This window comes from Brevibacterium sp., from assembly GCF_052105255.1.
GTDB lineage: Bacteria > Actinomycetota > Actinomycetes > Actinomycetales > Brevibacteriaceae > Brevibacterium > Brevibacterium linens_B.
On record NZ_JBQDYQ010000007.1, the window covers coordinates 63,660 to 79,966 of the forward strand.

General features: G+C 65.9%; 11 protein-coding genes. 6 read left to right on the forward strand and 5 right to left on the reverse strand.

Features of this window, described 5'->3' with window-relative positions; genetic code table 11:
- Window positions 1–61: 61 nt before the first annotated feature.
- The 3 genes from hutH to hutU all read right to left on the reverse strand — a co-directional run bounded on the left by hutH (window position 62) and on the right by hutU (window position 5,264).
- Window positions 62–1,738, reverse strand: coding sequence for a histidine ammonia-lyase (gene hutH, locus ACTIIH_RS04060; protein ID WP_441450622.1), 1,677 nt, complete (start codon window positions 1,736–1,738; stop codon window positions 62–64).
- A gap of 35 nt (window positions 1,739–1,773) precedes the next feature.
- Window positions 1,774–3,045 (reverse strand): imidazolonepropionase, encoded by a 1,272-nt coding sequence (hutI, locus tag ACTIIH_RS04065; protein WP_441450624.1) that lies wholly within the window; start codon window positions 3,043–3,045, stop codon window positions 1,774–1,776.
- 497 nt (window positions 3,046–3,542) lie between these two features.
- Window positions 3,543–5,264 (reverse strand): urocanate hydratase, encoded by a 1,722-nt coding sequence (gene hutU / locus ACTIIH_RS04070; protein WP_441450626.1) that lies wholly within the window; start codon window positions 5,262–5,264, stop codon window positions 3,543–3,545.
- A gap of 301 nt (window positions 5,265–5,565) precedes the next feature.
- Between hutU and ACTIIH_RS04075 the strand changes: the two genes are divergently transcribed.
- The 6 genes from ACTIIH_RS04075 (at window position 5,566) to ACTIIH_RS04100 (ending at window position 14,059) form a co-directional block, all read left to right on the forward strand.
- A complete protein-coding gene (locus ACTIIH_RS04075; RefSeq protein ID WP_441450628.1) occupies window positions 5,566–6,459 on the forward strand; it encodes a LysR family transcriptional regulator in 894 nt (297 codons plus the stop codon).
- Window positions 6,460–6,723: 264 nt separating this feature from the next.
- Window positions 6,724–7,947, forward strand: a complete 1,224-nt coding sequence (locus ACTIIH_RS04080) for an acetyl-CoA C-acetyltransferase (RefSeq protein ID WP_441450630.1) — start codon at window positions 6,724–6,726, stop codon at window positions 7,945–7,947.
- A gap of 213 nt (window positions 7,948–8,160) precedes the next feature.
- On the forward strand, window positions 8,161–9,357 hold the full coding sequence (locus tag ACTIIH_RS04085; protein WP_441450632.1) for a CaiB/BaiF CoA transferase family protein: 1,197 nt from the start codon (window positions 8,161–8,163) through the stop codon (window positions 9,355–9,357).
- A gap of 93 nt (window positions 9,358–9,450) precedes the next feature.
- The gene (locus tag ACTIIH_RS04090; protein WP_101554735.1) at window positions 9,451–10,587 is read left to right on the forward strand and encodes an acyl-CoA dehydrogenase family protein; all 1,137 of its coding nucleotides are present in this window, start codon (window positions 9,451–9,453) and stop codon (window positions 10,585–10,587) included.
- A gap of 225 nt (window positions 10,588–10,812) precedes the next feature.
- Window positions 10,813–12,243, forward strand: a complete 1,431-nt coding sequence (locus ACTIIH_RS04095) for a purine-cytosine permease family protein (protein ID WP_441450633.1) — start codon at window positions 10,813–10,815, stop codon at window positions 12,241–12,243.
- 358 nt (window positions 12,244–12,601) lie between these two features.
- Window positions 12,602–14,059, forward strand: coding sequence for a lipase family protein (locus ACTIIH_RS04100; RefSeq protein WP_441450635.1), 1,458 nt, complete (start codon window positions 12,602–12,604; stop codon window positions 14,057–14,059).
- A gap of 157 nt (window positions 14,060–14,216) precedes the next feature.
- On the opposite strand, the gene ACTIIH_RS04105 is transcribed toward ACTIIH_RS04100, so the two are convergent.
- Window positions 14,217–15,554 (reverse strand): amidase, encoded by a 1,338-nt coding sequence (locus ACTIIH_RS04105; RefSeq protein WP_441450636.1) that lies wholly within the window; start codon window positions 15,552–15,554, stop codon window positions 14,217–14,219.
- A 14-nt stretch (window positions 15,555–15,568) separates the two neighbouring features.
- Window positions 15,569–16,307 (reverse strand): MFS transporter (locus ACTIIH_RS04110; protein ID WP_441450637.1); only part of this gene is annotated, 739 nt, incomplete at its 5' end.

Consider the following 16,307-nt stretch of genomic DNA (forward strand, 5'->3'; position numbering starts at 1 on the left):
CCGGCCCTGGCGTCATACGCCCGACGGTCGGGTCCGGTCGGCGACAAGCCCCTGCCCCGTGTCAGTCCTGGTGGGTGGTGGCTGCAGAGGTGCCCGAAGCTTCGGCGGCGGCTTCGAGGTTACCCAGCGCAGTGAACTCTGGATCGTTGACGGCCGGTCCGCCGTCTTCCGGCTGCCAGGTTCCGGCAGCAGCGGTGACGGTGTGGGTCAGCGGTGCAACCGCCTCGGCGGCGGCGATAAGCGAACCGTCCTTGACCTTCGCAATGGTCTCGGCGAGTTCGGGCGAGAGGAACCGGTCGGGTCCGGGTCCGGGCACGGTCTCACGGATCGCCGCGATCACGGCTCCGGTCACCGGTGCCGGTGCGGCGTCGCGCATATCGCAGGCACGGGAGGCGGCATAGAGTTCGATGCCGACGACGGAGGCGAGGTTGTCGATGACCTTGCGCAGCTTGCGTGCGGCCGACCACCCCATGGACACGTGGTCTTCCTGCATGGCCGAGGACGGGATCGAGTCGACCGAGGCCGGGGTAGCGCCGCGTTTGGCCTCGGAGACCATGGCCGCCTGCGTGTAGTGGGCGATCATCAGTCCCGAATCGACGCCGGCGTCATCGGCGAGGAATGGAGTGAGGTTCTGGTTGCGGGCGACATCCATCATCCGGTCGGTGCGGCGTTCGGACATCGAGGCGACGTCGGCGGCGACGATGGCCAGGAAGTCCAAGGCATGGGCCAGCGGTGCACCGTGGAAGTTGCCGTTCGAAGACACCGTTCCATTGGTGAGCACGACGGGGTTGTCGATGGCGGCCCGCAGTTCGCGTTCGGCGACCTGGGCGGCGAAGGCGACGGCGTCGCGGGCGGCGCCGTTGACCTGCGGGGCGCAGCGCATCGAATACGCGTCCTGGACGAGGTGGGTTGAGTCGCGGTGGCTGGCGGTGATGCCCGAGTCCTTGAGCGAGGCGAGCATGTTCGCGGCCGAGGCGGCCTGACCGTCGTGCGGGCGCAGCGCGTAGTGGAGTTCGGGGGCGAAGACGGCGTCGGTGCCGAAGAGTCCTTCGATGCTCATGGCCGCGGACACGTCGACGGCGGTGAGCAGGTTCTCCAGGTCGGTCAGGGCCATGATGAGCATGCCCAGCATGCCGTCGGTGCCGTTGACCAGCGCCAGGCCCTCCTTCTCAGCCAAGGTGACCGGGGAGATGCCCGCAGCGGCGAGGATCTCATCGGCAGGTCCGGCGACTCCGTCGGGTCCTTCGGCCACGCCTTCGCCCATGACGACGAGTGCGCAGGCGGACAGGGGTGCAAGGTCACCCGAGCAGCCGAGCGACCCGTACTCGTGGACGACCGGGGTGATGCCGGCGTTGAGCAGGTCGACGTAGGTCTTGAGCACCTCGGCACGGACTCCGGCGCGGCCGGTCGCCAGCGTCCGTGCGCGCAGCAGCATGAGGGCGCGCACGACCTCACGCTCGACGGGGTCGCCGACGCCGGCGGCGTGGGAGCGGATAAGGGATTTCTGCAGCTGGGTGCGCTGTTCGGCGGGGATGTGGCGCTGCGCGAGTGCCCCGAATCCGGTCGAGACTCCGTAGACGGGCTTGTCTGCCTGGGCGAGGGCGTCGATGGCCTCGCGGTACTTGTTCACCCGGGCCAGAGTGGCCTCGGACAGGGAGACCTTCGCGTCGTGGCGGGCGACGTCGACCACCTCGGCGAAGGTGAGTGTGTCGGGGTCGAGGTCGATGAATGTGGTCATGAAGAGCCTTTCCTTGTGTTCGTCGTGGATGAAGTTCAGTCGCGGGATCGGTTGTCGACGATGAGCTCACCGCCGGAGTAGACCCTCTCGACCAGCTGGACACCCGGCCGGTAGGCCAGGTGGCGGTAGCTGGGTGCGTCGAGGATGGCCAGGTCGGCGCGGGCTCCCGCTCCGAGGTGGCCGACATCGGTGCGCTGCAGGGCGTTGGCTCCGCCGGCTGTCGCCGCCCACACTGCCTGTTCGACGGTGAAGTGCATGTCGCGAACGCCGATGGCGATGACGAAGGGCATGCTGTTGGAGAACCCGGAGCCGGGATTGCAGTCGCTGGCGATCGCCAACGAGACTCCCGCGTCGACGTAGCGGCGGGCGTCCGGGTAGGGCTGGCGGGTGGAGAATTCGATGCTCGGCAGCAGTGTGACGACGGTGCCCGCCTCGGCGAGGATCTTGAGGTCCTCATCGGAGGCGAAGGTCGCGTGGTCGACGGAAGCGCAGCCGAGTTCCGCACCGAGCTTGAGCGCCCCACCCTCGGTGAGCTGGTTGGCGTGCAGGCGCGGAATCATGCCCGCAGCTTTGCCGGCATCGATGATGCGCCGGGTCTGGGCTTCGGTGAAGGCACCGGTTTCGCAGAACACATCGATCCACTTCGCCTTGCCCCCGGCCGCAGGGATGATCTCGTCGATGACGAGGTCGACGTAGCCTTCCGGATTCTCTTTGAATTCAGGCGGGACGACGTGCGCGGCGATGAGGGTCGATTCCTCGGTGTGCCGGTTGATGATGTCGAGGGCCTGGATCTCGTCGGGCACGGTCAGCCCGTAGCCGGACTTGATCTCGAACGTCGTCGTTCCCTGCCGCCTGGCCTGATCGAGCAGGTGGACGAGGTTCGCCTCGAGTTCGGATTCCGTCGCTGCGCGGGTGGCGGCCACGGTGGTGGCGATGCCCCCGGCCGAGTACTTCTGCCCGGCCATCCGCGCCGCGAATTCCTCGGACCGATCACCGGCGAAGATGAGGTGATTGTGGCTGTCGACGAAGCCCGGGATGACGGCCTTCCCATCGAGGTCGATCGTCTCGAGTCCGCCCAATTCATTCGCCGAGGTGACTTCCCCATTGACGATGTCATCGTCGTTGACGTCGTGTGCGATCGCCTCGCCGAGGTAGTTCTGCACCGCCGTGTCCGCCTGTGCGGACGACCCCGACCAGATGATCCGGCCGTCTTCGACGAGCAGAGCGGCATCTGTGACGACATCGAGTTCGCCGAGGCTGTCGAGGTCGTTGACGACCAATTCGCTGATCCCGGTGAATAGCTGCATGACGGTCGGCCCTTTCCGATCGAGTGTGGTCCACAACCAGTATGGACCGCGCGGAGACAACAGAGAACGACCCGAAACGAGATTCGTCCGACATTTCGGACAGTGGGCGAGGGCAGCTGCCTGGCACGAAGAGGTTCAACGCCACCGCACGCGACCTGCCGTCCGGCGCAACAGACCAGCGGTGCACGCGATCTGCCGACAAGCAGAGCGGCGGCGCACCTCGCGACTCGCCGTCGGCAACCGCCCGCGGCACACAAAAAGTCGAGCAGCACTGTTTCAAATCAGTGCTGCTCGACTTTTCTCGAGCTGTTCGGCGCCCTTACTGCAGGGCGGAATCCACGTTTGGTACACCCTATTCTGAAATGCCCACCGAGTGTTGCTACCACCGATAGATTCCGCCGTGAGCAATTCAGAACAGCCTGTACCAAAGTGCCCGCTTGAGCCGCGACCGCGCCCGTCGACGCAGCGCACGTGTACGCACCTGCGCCGCAGACTGCTTACTGCGCGGCGGATTCCTCGTCGCGCTTGTCGAGCTCGGGGATCATCGGCACCCGCTGACCGCGCTCCTCAGCCACCTCGGAGGCGCGGTCGTAGCCGGCGTCGACGTGGCGGATAACGCCCATGCCCGGGTCGTTCGTGAGCAAGCGTGCCAGTTTCTGAGCGGCCAGCTCGGTGCCGTCGGCCACGGAGACCTGTCCGGCGTGGATGGAGCGGCCGATCCCGACGCCGCCGCCGTGGTGGATCGACACCCAGGTCGCCCCCGAGGAGGTGTTGACCAGGGCGTTGAGCAGCGGCCAGTCGGCCACGGCGTCCGTGCCGTCGAGCATCGATTCGGTCTCGCGATAGGGGCTGGCGACGGAACCGGAGTCGAGGTGGTCACGGCCGATGACGATCGGGGCCGAGATCTTGCCTTCGGCGACGAGCTCGTTGAACAGCAGACCGGCCTGGTGGCGTTCCTTGTAGCCGAGCCAGCAGATGCGTGCCGGCAGGCCTTCGAACTCGACGTATTCGTTGGCGGCGTCGAGCCATGTGCGGAGGTGTTCGTTCTCGGGGAAGAGCTCCTTGAGAGCCTGGTCGGTGACCTCGATGTCCTTCGGGTCGCCGGACAGCGCGACCCAGCGGAAGGGCCCGAGGCCTTCGCAGAAGAGGGGGCGGATGTAGGCGGGGACGAAGCCAGGGAACTCGAAGGCGCGGTCGTAGCCGGCCTTGCGGGCTTCGTCGCGGATCGAGTTGCCGTAGTCGAAGACCTCGGCGCCGCGGTCCTGGAATTCGACCATGGCCTTCACGTGCTTGGCCATGGATTCCTCGGCGCGGATGGTGAACTTCTCGGCATCCTGCTCGGCCTCATCACTCCAGTCGTCGACGCTCACGCCCACCGGCAGGTAGGACAGCGGGTCGTGGGCCGAGGTCTGGTCGGTGACGATGTCGACTTCGGCTGCCTCAGGGCGGTCGAGGATGAGCGGGAGGATCTCGGCGGCGTTGCCGACGAGTCCGACGGACAGGGCCTGCTTGTTCTTCTTCGCTTCGATGACCTTGGCCAGTGCGGTGTCGAGGTCGGTTTCGACTTCGTCGAGGTAGCGCTTGCCCTTGCGGCGATCGAGGCGGGTCTTGTCGACGTCGATGATGAGGCAGGCGCCGCCGTTGAGCGTCACGGACAGCGGCTGGGCTCCACCCATTCCGCCGCAGCCGGCCGTGATGGTCAGGGTGCCGGCCAGGGTGCCGTCGAAGCGCTTGCGGGCGATGGCGCCGAAGGTCTCGTAGGTGCCCTGGAGGATGCCCTGGGTGGCGATGTAGATCCAGGAACCGGCGGTCATCTGGCCGTACATCATGAGGCCTTCGGCCTCGAGCTCGCGGAAGTGCTCCCAGTTGGCCCAGTCGCCGACAAGGTTGGAGTTCGCGATGAGCACGCGCGGGGCCCATTCGTGGGTGCGCATGACGCCGACGGGCTTGCCGGACTGGATGAGCAGGGTCTCGTCGTCCTCGAGGTCGTCGAGGGTGCGCACGATTGCGTCGTATGCTTCCCAGGAGCGGGCGGCGCGGCCGGTGCCGCCGTAGACGACGAGGTCTTCGGGACGCTCGGCGACCTCGGGGTCGAGGTTGTTCATGAGCATGCGCTTGGGGGCTTCGGTCTGCCAGGACTTCGCGGTGATCTCGGTTCCGCGGTCGGCGCGGATGACCCGGGTCGGATCGTGCTGGGTGAACGACGGCTTGGTGGTCATGGGTTCTCCTTGTCGCTGTGTCCGACAACGCGGATACTGGTCTGCGGGTTCGGCAGGAAACCGACTATCGGCCCGTCCTGCGCTGTCTGCTCTGACTACACATCCCATTCTGGCGGCTGGAGAGGATCGTGGAAGTGGTCCGGATCAGGTTCTGTCCGATATTTCGGACGTGCTCGAGATATGCGCCGCACACCCAATTGCCGACCGCTATAAAACAGCTCAGGCATTGATTACCCAGCGTGCAATAATGATGGCCACCCGCATGTCCGACCGCCTGAACGCCTGACGAGGGAGAACGTCCATGGAGCTGCAGCAGATCCGCGCCTTCGTCGCCGTCGCCGAAGAACTCCACTTCGGCCGCGCCGCCGAACGCCTCGGCATGGCCCAACCCCCGCTGAGCCGCACCATCCGCTCCCTGGAGACCGACCTCGGCGCTTCTCTGTTCCAACGCACGACCCGCTCAGTCAGCCTCTCCCCCGCCGGCGAAGCCCTGCTCGAGCCGGCCAAGCACATGCTCGCCACCCAGCAGGCCGCCGTCGAATCCGTCCACCGCTCCTCCAGCGGTGAGGTCGGCCGCGTCCGCTTCGGCTACTCACACCCGTCTTCCCGCGACCTCGCCGCCACCCTCGTGGCGGCCTCACACGAACGCAATCCGGGCATCACCTTCCACCTCGAGTCGACGGTCTATGCCGACGAAGGCCTCGAGAGGATCATGGACGGCACTCTCGACCTCGCCCTGGTTCGCTGGCGACGGAGGCCCCCGCTCATCGCCGGCCGCCCCGTGGCGATCGAGCGTCCATGCGTCGCCATGCCGAGCTCTCACCGCCTGGCGGAGCGGAAGAAGATCGGCGTCAAGGAACTCGCCGACGAACCCTTTGTCCTCCTGCCCGCGCGGCCGAATTCGAACCTGCGCGAGACCGCCATGCGCCTGTGCCTCGATGCCGGGTTCAGCCCGCGCACGGTCCAGGAAGCCCCCGACTCGCAGTCGATCTCCGCGCTCGTGGCCGTCGGGATGGGTGTGACGATCACGTTCGACTCCGTCGCCGCCGGCTACGACTCGCGGGTATCCGCGGTGCCGCTCGACCTGCCGAACGAAGCCACTCAGCTTCACCTCGCCTATCGACTCGACCAGCAGGATGCAGCCCTGAACACGGTGCTCGATGTCGCCGAGGCGGTACTGCCGACCGTCCGCTGAGCGGCCTGGCCGCCGCAAGCCGGCCAGGCTGGCGAATCTTGCGAATCGAATCCAGCGACCCCGCATACCGTCACCGAGGCGACCCACCCACCAGTGCCGCGCCGTCACGATGGGGCCCATTCATTGAGACGCACCCTTGTCAGGCGCAATCCATTCGGATATGTTCATAAATGGGAAAGTATTAATACCAAATTCGGCAGTTATGCCGATCGTCGTTCCGGCCCCACAAGCGGGACGGTGCGACCGCAACCAGAGGGAGACCCTGTGTCCGAAGACATCGTCATCTGCGAACCTCTCCGCTCCCCCGTGGGCGGATTCGGCGGACAGTTCAAGGACGTGCCGCATGAGGAGCTCGGCCGACAGGTCCTCACAGCTCTGCTGGAGAAGACCAACCTGCCGGGTGAAGCCATTGAGGATGTCGTCCTCGGCAACTGCTATCCGCACATGGAGACTCCGGCGATCGGCCGCGTCGTTGCCCTCAATGCGGGACTGCCGATCACCGTTCCCGGCCGCCAGGTCGACCGTCGCTGCGGCTCCGGCCTGCAGGCGATCGCCGACGCTCACGCGATGATCTCGGCCGGCTATGCGGACCTCGTCGTTGCCGGCGGGGTCGAGTCGATGAGCCGCGCACCGTTCTTTAATGAGGAGATCCGCTGGGGCGTCAAGGGCGGCAACATCGAGCTCAAGGACGGTCTCGTCCGCGGCCGCCTCACCGCAGGCGGCAACGACTACCCGGTGCCCGGCGGAATGATCGAAACCGCGGAGAACCTGCGCCGTGAGTACACGATCTCACGGGAGGACCAGGACGCCTACGCCGTGGAATCGCACCGTCGTGCCGCCTCGGCGACTGAGGAAGGGAAGTTCGCCGACGAGATCGTGCCGATCACGCTGCCGGCCACCCGGAAGACCCCCGAACAGGTCATCACGACCGACGAACACATCCGCCCCGGATCGACGGTCGAGAAGCTCGCGAAACTCAAGCCGATGCTCGCGAAGTCCGACGATGAGGCCACGGTGACCGCCGGAAATGCCTCGGGACAGAACGACGGCGCCGCGCTGTGCATCGTGACCACCGCGTCCAAGGCCGCCGAGCTGGGCCTGCGGGTCTTCGCCCGCATGCGCAGCTGGGCCGTGGCCGGAGTGCCGCCGAAGACGATGGGCATCGGGCCGGTCCCGGCGACCGCGAAGGCGCTGCAGCGTGCAGGTCTCGAACTCGGAGACATCGACCTCATCGAACTCAACGAGGCTTTCGCGGCGCAGGTGCTCGCCTGCACGAGCGAATGGAAGCTCACCGAATCCGACTTCGCCGAACGCCTCAATGTCAACGGTTCGGGCATCTCACTGGGCCACCCGGTCGGCGCGACCGGTGGGCGCATCCTCGCCACCCTGCTGCGGGAGATGGATCGCCGCGGTTCGCGCTACGGAGTCGAGACCATGTGCATCGGCGGCGGTCAGGGAATGGCCGCGGTCTTCGAACGCGTCGCCTGAGGCCCGCTCGTCTCACGACGAGAAGAACTCAGTGCACTGCCCTGGCCGGAAGCTCTTCCGGCCAGGGCAACGTGCATTGAGCGCCGGAATTCCGTCCCGGGGGCAGACCGCCCATCAGTACTTCGGAACGTCCGACACCTCCGTCCGACACTTCGGACGAAATCCCGTCACACCCCGTTGTCTTCGCCCTGGTCAGCGCCGAGGATGAGGACCATGAACGCAACGAAGCAGCTGCTGACCGGGGTTCGGGTCGCCGATTTCTCCCGAGTTCTCGCCGGTCCCTACGCCACCGCCATGCTCGCCGATCAGGGCGCCGAGGTGGTCAAGATCGAGATGCCCGGCCACGGTGACGATTCCCGACATCTCGGACCCTTCACCGATTCCGGGTCGACGTACTTCACCGGACTCAACCGCGGAAAGCGCTCGATCGAAGCCGACCTCAAGGACCCCGACGACCACGCACGACTGCTCGAACTCATCGCCGAATGCGACGTCGTCGTCGAGAACTTCCGCCCCGGCGTCGCCGCGAAGCTCGGCCTGTCCTACGAGGACCTCACGGCCGTCAGACCCGATCTCGTCTATGCCTCGATCTCCGGCTTCGGCCAGGCCGGCAGTCAGGCGGGACGACCTGCCTATGACACGGTCATCCAGGCACTGAGCGGACTCATGGCCTCGACCGGCTTCGCCGACGGCTCTCCCACCCGAGTCGGAGAATCGATCGCCGATGTCTCCGCTGGAGTGTTCGCGGCCTTCGGCATCTCCTCGGCGCTCTTCCACCGTCAGACCACCGGCGAGGGAGCCCATATCGACATTCCGATGCTCGATGTCATGCTCGCCATGCAGCCGACGAATGCCTCCCTCCACGCGGCCGGCTCCTCTCCGTCGCGGGTCGGCAACCGCCACCCCGTCTCCGCCCCCTTCGACACCTACCGCGCAGCCGACGGACTCGTCGTCATCGCCGTGGCCAACGACCGTCTCTTCGGCACTCTTGCCCGCACCCTCGGCAAACCGGAACTGGTCACCGATCCGCGCTTCGCCACCGACGGGCAGCGGTCGGAGCACGACGAGGCACTGCGCATCGAGATCGAAGAATTCACCACGGGGCGCACCGTGACCGAGCTGTGCGAGATCTTCGATGCCGCCGGAGTCCCCAACTCCCCCGTCCTCGATTTCGCCGAGGCGGTCACCGGGCCCATCGGCAAAGGTCGCGGACTCACTGCCGCCGATCCGCGCACCGGTCACACCTATCTCGGCCATCCGCTCCTCGTCGACGGCACCCGCCCTGCGTCCGCGCTTCCGGCACCCCGCCTCGGCGAACACAACGCCGACTTCGCCGAGGCGGGGCGGATGAAGCCGTCGGACCCAACGGATTCGACGGACTCGGCCGAACCGACCGAGTCGGCGAACTGAGCCGCGGGACGAAGGATTCGGCTCCTCCCGCCGACGCCTCCCTCCACGCACATCCTCTGCACCTCACGATCAACCCACCTCCAAGGAGCACTCATGGCCTTCGACATCACCGCCGACGAACAGGAACTCGTCGACGCCGTCGCCCAGATCAGCAAGGACGTCCTCGCCCCGCAGGCGGCCTCCGCAGACGCGAACGAACGCGTCTCGGATGAGACGTTGAAGACCCTCGCCGAGGTGGGGGTCATGGGGCTCAACCTGCCCGAGGAATTCGGCGGGCCCGGCGTCGGTTCGGTGGCGATGAGCCAGATGGTCGCCGCCATCACCGAGGCGTGCGCATCGACCGCGTCGATCGTCACCGCGCAGTTCCTCGCCACCGACTCGATCCTGCTCGGCGGCACCGACGCCCAGCGCGAGGCGTGGCTGCCGCGGGCCGCCGCCGGCGAAGTCATCGGCTCCTTCGGACTCACCGAGCCGGGGGCCGGGTCCAACCCGGCAGAGATGTCGACGAAGGCCACTCGCGTCGACGGCGGATGGCATATCAAGGGCACGAAGTGCTTCATCACCAACGCCGGCTTCGCGGACTTCATCATCGTCTACGCGAAGACCGACGTCGACGCCGGCCACAAGGGAATCAGCGCATTCATCGTCGACACCGCGGTCGCCTCGGCGGGGCTGGACTTCAATCCCCCGGAGAAGACGATGGGTCTTCGCGGAAGTCCGGTCTACGAGTTCGTCATCGACACCGTGGTTCCCGAGGACGCCCTCCTCGGGAAGGCAGGCGAAGGCTTCACGACGGCCATGCGCGTGCTTGACCGCGGCCGCATCGAGGTGGCTGCGATGAGCCTGGGAATCGGCAAGGCTGCCCTCGACGCCGCCGTGGCGTGGGCCGGCGAGCGCAAGATCAACGGCAAGCCGCTGAACAGGCTCCAAGGCATCGCGTTCAAGCTCGCGGACATGTACACGAAGTACCGTTCGGCGTGGCTGCTGACGATGGACGCCGCCGAACAGCGCGACGCCGAGGTGGACTTCACTCGATCCTCGGCAACGGCGAAGCTCGCCGCCTCCGAGGCGGCCGCCTTCATCGCCGACGAAGCCCTGCAGATCCATGGCGGGTACGGCTTCACTCGCGACTTCCCGCTCGAGCGATACGTTCGCGACGCTCGGATCTACCGCATCTACGAAGGCTCCTCGGAGATCCAACGCACGATCATCGCCCGATCTCTGTCCTGACGAGTCGGCTGAAACAAGCCGGAGAATCGATCGAAACAGCACAGAAATCCGCCCGAGAATACGATCGAAGCGGGGCTGAGGGGCGATTCGTTCGCCGTTGAGTCCCGCTATTCATTTCACCCCGCAGATGATCCGAAATATCGGACAGAATGTGTGATTCAGGTCTCGTCTCTCATCGTCTTTGGGTGTTGACTGAGTCTGATTCATCACTCAAAGGAGGCAATCTTGGCTAGTACGACCAATTCGGGGATCGAGAAGCGATCCATCGAGATGGTGCCTGACGCCGAGCGTCACGGAACGCCACGTTCCCAGTTCACCCTGTGGTTCGGCGCCAACACTCAGATCACCGCGATCGTCGACGGGGCCTTGGCCGTCGTCTTCGGCGCCGACGCACTCTGGGCGATCATCGGCCTGCTCATCGGCAACATCATCGGCGGAATCGTCATGGCACTCCACTCGGCGCAGGGTCCGCAGCTGGGTCTGCCGCAGATGATCTCCTCGCGCGCCCAGTTCGGCATCATCGGCGCGATCATCCCGCTCGTGCTCGTCGTGCTCATGTACATCGGCTTCGCCTCGACCGGCGCGGTGCTGTCCGGCCAGGCCGTCAACCTCATCATCGGCGTTCAGACCCCATGGGTCGGCATCGTCATCTTCGGTGCGCTCACGGCGTTGGTGGCCCTGCTGGGATACAAGTACATCCACGTGCTCGGTCGGATCTCCTCGGTGACGGGCCTGCTCGGCTTCCTCTTCATCACCTACTGCGTGCTCACCCAGGTCGACGTCCCCGGACTGATCTCGGGTTCGTCGTTCGCCTTCCCCGCCTTCCTCTCGGCCATCGCCCTGTCCGTGGGCTGGCAGCTGACCTACGGACCGTATGTGGCTGACTACTCGCGCTACCTGCCGCGCTCGACCCCATCCTCGAAGACCTTCTGGTTCACCTTCGGCGGATCGGTCATCGGTTCGCAGTGGTCGATGACCCTGGGCGCGCTCATCGGTGCGGCCGCCATGACCGAGTCCGGCAACGAATTCGTCGAGAATCAGGTCGCCTATGTCGGCGACATCGTCGGCGGGGGTGTGTTCGCCCTGCTCATCTTCATCGTCATCCTGCTGGGCAAGCTCACGGTCAACACCCTCAACGCCTATGGCGCGTTCATGTGCACGCTGACGATCCTCACCTCCTTTGGCAACAGGGCGACCATCCGTCGATGGACCCGCGCGGTCTTCGTCATCGGCATCGTCACCGTCACCGTGCTCGTGGCGCTGCTGGCCTCGGTGGACTTCCTCGCGAACTTCAAGAACTTCGTGCTCGCGCTGTTGATGGTGTTCACCCCCTGGAGCGTCATCAACCTCACCGACTACTACCTGATCTCGAAGGACCGCTTCGACATCCCCGCCTTCTACGACCGGCACGGTCGCTACGGCAACTGGAACTGGCGTGCACTGGTCGCCTACGGCATCGGCGTCATCGTGCAGATCCCGTTCCTCGCGCAGTCTTTCTACACCGGGCCGCTGGTCGCGAAGCTCGGCGGCGCGGACATCTCGTGGCTCGTGGGCATCGTCGTCACCTTCGTGCTCTACTTCGTGCTTATCCGCAATAAGGGAGTCGCCCCGAAGGAGACGATCTACCCGAGCCTCGAGGAACTCGAGCGCAAGTGAGACCCACCCCCGCCGAGGCGGCCCTGCCCACTCCGGGCAGCTGACCTCGGCGGGGTGGTTCGGCTCCTCCAACGGCCGTCGGCCGGCAGCGTGCTTCGCTGTCGACCGGCGGCCGTCGACGTGTCTCTCCACCAGGCAACAGACCCAATCTGCACTTAACTACCACTCAGTTCTACTATCAAGTAATGTGTGTGGTGCCCGTCACAACCAGAACGTCCAACGGTGAACACTCTGGTCGACTGCACCCCGTCGCGACTCTGATCTCACCGTCACGGTGTACACCGCTGCGGTCTGCACCGACACCGCTGTCCCGCACCTTCTCAATGCCGAGAGACAAGGAAGAACAGGACCACCGCCTATGAGCACGCCAACCACAGCACTGCCTACCACCTCCTCACACGGGCCTCGTCGTCGCCTCCAGGCCCTGAGCGCCGCAGCCGTCGTCGGCCTCGCACTGACCCTGTGCACGACAACCGCTCCCGCCCATGCCGCCGAGCTCGTTCCGCAGACCGAGGCCGAAGCCGAACAGTTCCTCGACGACCGTGCGGCGGAGGATCCGAGCACGCTCGATCGCGACAGCGTCCCCGAGGGCATCAGCGTCGAAGAGGCGCAGAAGGCCGTCGAGAAGACCGACGAACTCACTCCCGCCGATGTCGAATATGCCGCCGCGCAGGAGGACCTGCCGGCATCAGGAGTCCCCGAGGACTTCTATCGGACCCCGGACTCGCTGCCGAGCGCGGACGGCACGGTGCTCAAGCAGGCCGACTCCGATTTCTACCTCGACCCGGTGAAGCTCATCAAGCATGACGCGAAGTCGACGGTCTTCATGTACAAGACCACCGATGAGAAGGGCAAGGCCCGAGCCGCCACCGCCACCCTGCTCACGCCGAACGGCGCGAGCGGCCACGCTGAGGATGCCGTCGTCATCGCGCCGGGCACCCAGGGCATCGCCGACAAGTGCGCTCCGAGCCGCCAGATGGGCATGGGCACCGAATACGAAGGCATCTCCGTCGCATCGGCCCTCGCCGCAAAGCATCCGGTTGTCGTCGTCGACTACATGGGCCTCGGCACCGAAGGCACCCACCACTACGTCAACCGTGTCGAAGAGGGGCGCTCCGTCCTCGACGCGGCACGTGCCGTCCAGCAGGTCGATGGCAGCGAGATCGATGAGGACACCCAGCTCCAGCTGCGCGGCTACTCGCAGGGCGGTCATGCTACGACGGCGGCCCTGGAGCTCCAGAAGGAGTGGGCGCCCGAGCTCAACATCGCCTCCGCTTCGGCCGGCGCGGTGCCGACCGACCTGTACAAGACCGTCTCCGGTCTCTCGAGCGTCTATACGGCATTCGCACTCTACGGCGTCGTCGGGTTCGCCGATCAGGCTGACATCGATCTGTCAGAATTCCTCAACGAGAAGGGGCAGAAGGTGGTCGCCGAAACAGCGGACAAGTGCACCGTCCAAGCCCTGCTCTCGACTGCCTTCACGGATGGGAAGTCGCTGACGAAGAACGGCGAGTCGTTCCCTGAGGTCATCGACGAGAACTTCACGGACATCGTTGACCGGCAGCGGTTGGGTAAGGCCGAAGTGCCTGATATTCCGCTGCTGGTCAACCACAGCCGCCTCGACGACGTCATCTCGTTCGATCAGGGCAAGGAGCTCGCGTCGACCTGGTGCAGAGCCGGTCACAAGGTGGCCTTCGAGGACAATCTCGGGCCCACTCACTTAGGCGGCTACGTCGCAGCCCTGCCCCGCATCGAGACCTTCACCAGTCGCACCTTCGCGGGCAAGGCTCCGCTCGACAGCTGCTGGAGGCTGTGACCTCCCACCCTCACCGAGGCGGCCCTCCCTGATCGGATCACGCATCCGAACGACGTGGCCCATCCTCGCCGCGGCGGCCCGCACCGTTGGGAAGCCCATGCACACGAGGCGGCCCTCCCGAAATGGGAGGGCCGCCTCGGCGGTATCTGAATTGCGTTCACCCCAGCCGCGAGGCGAAGGCGAGCAGGTCGCGGTCACCACCCGGGCGACCGACCAGCTGCACCGCCCGCGGTCCTGAGCTGGCTCCAGTTCCAACGCCGTTTCCGTTTCCGACGCCGTTTCCGTTTCCGACGCCGGCCCCGGGCAGCGGGATCGTCAACGCCGGCCAGCCGAGCACGTTGAACGGCATCGAATAGCGCATGAACTTCGCCGCCGATCCGGAGTCGATCTCATCCCAGCGGACCACCGGCCCGTCGAGGGCTGGAGTGAGCAGGAAATCGGTAGCGCCGAAGACCGACAGCGACCGCTCCCGCAGTTCGGCGAGCGCGTCCAACTGCTTCCGGTATTCGGCCTCGCCGAGGTCCCGGCCGGCCTCGATCTTCTTGGCCACGCCCGGTTGGTAGTCCGCGGCGCGCTCGGCGAAGAGGTCCTTGTGGACCTCGTAAGCCTCATAGAGGCGGATGAAGTCGTAGATCGGCGCAAGGTCGTCGAGGAGTTCGCCCAGGGTCGGGCCATTCGCCGAGGTGATCGTAAGGTTGGGAACCTCAGCGAGCAGATCGAGCGCCCGATTCGCCCGATCGCCGAGGAGGCTGACATCGATGGTCCGCCCGATCCCGCTCGCACTGCCGTCCGGCACACCAGCTGCTGCATGCGCTTCTGATCCAGCCCCCGCGATCACGTCGAAAGCCGTGGTCAGCAGACCAAGATCTGAGGCAAAGAGCCCGACCGTATCGAAGGCTGGCGAGAGAGGGAAGACTCCGTCCACGGGCACTGCCCCGAAACTCGGCTTGAACCCGAACACACCCTGGCAGGCGGCGGGCACCCGCACGGATCCGGCTGTGTCCGTGCCCAACGCCAACGGCACTGCTCCGGCGGCCACGAGTGCCGCCGATCCCGAGCTCGACCCGGCTGTGCACAGCGCTGGATCGACGGGGTTGATGACACGGCCGAAGGCGGATTCGTCGCCGAGGATTCCGTAGGAGTATTCCTGGCAGTTCGTCTTCGCGACCGGGATCGCCCCCGCTGCTTCGAGTCGGTCCACGACCGGCGCCGAGGCGGTCGCCGGGGCATCGCTGCGCACCGCCGATCCCATCGTCGTCGGGTATCCGGCGACGTCGATGACGTCCTTGATGGCGAAGGGGATCCCTTCGAGCCGCCGCGGCGGCTGCCCGGAATCCGCGCGCTTCATCGACTCGGCGGTGAGGGCATCCGCGCGGTCGACGGTCATCGCTGTGACGGCGTTGAACTGCGTTCCGGCACGCTCCACCTCGGCGATGGTGTGCTCATCCATCGGATGAGCCTGTTCCGTCGTCGGCTGCGATTGCCCGTCGGTCATCTGTCTGCTCCTGCTCACTGGCTCAGCGCCTTGTTCCTCGTATCGAAGAGGACGAAGATCCCTGCCAACAGGTTAGCCGCAGCGAGATAGAGCGCGACGGGCACCCACGAGTCGAATGTCGTGAAGAGGAGAACCGAAATCATCGGAGCTGGGGCGGAAGAGATCAGACCGCCCACCTGATAGGAGATCGAAGCACCGGTGTAGCGGACTTCAGGGTCGAAGAGCCCGGAGATGAAGCCCGAGGAGGTGGCGTAGACGATCGAGTGCGCGATCGGGAATGCGATGATCATCGCGAACACTGCGCCGAGGAAGGTTCCGGTGTTCATCGCCCAGAAGATCGGGATGGCGGCGACGGCGGTGACGAGGCTGCCGACGAGCATCATCGTGCGTTTGCCGTGGCGGTCGGCGAAGATCGCGACGAGGGGGATGGCGATGACGTCGAAGGACGCACCGATCGCTATGGCCAGGAGCACCTCGCCGCGGTTGAGTCCGGTGGAGTCGGGCGCGTAGGAGAGCAGGTAGACGCTGGCGATGTAGAAGAGCGTGTTCGATCCGACGAGGCAGAAGATGCCGATGAGCAGCGACTTCTTCGAGGTCTTGAACAGTTCGAGGAAGGGCAGGCTCGCAACCTTCTTCTCTTCCTTGACCTCGTTGAGTTCGGGCGACTCGGTCAGGCGCAGGCGGATGAAGAGGCCGATGAGGATCGGAGCGGCCACGCCGATTGTGCTGTAGCCGGGCAGCAGCCCGATCGCG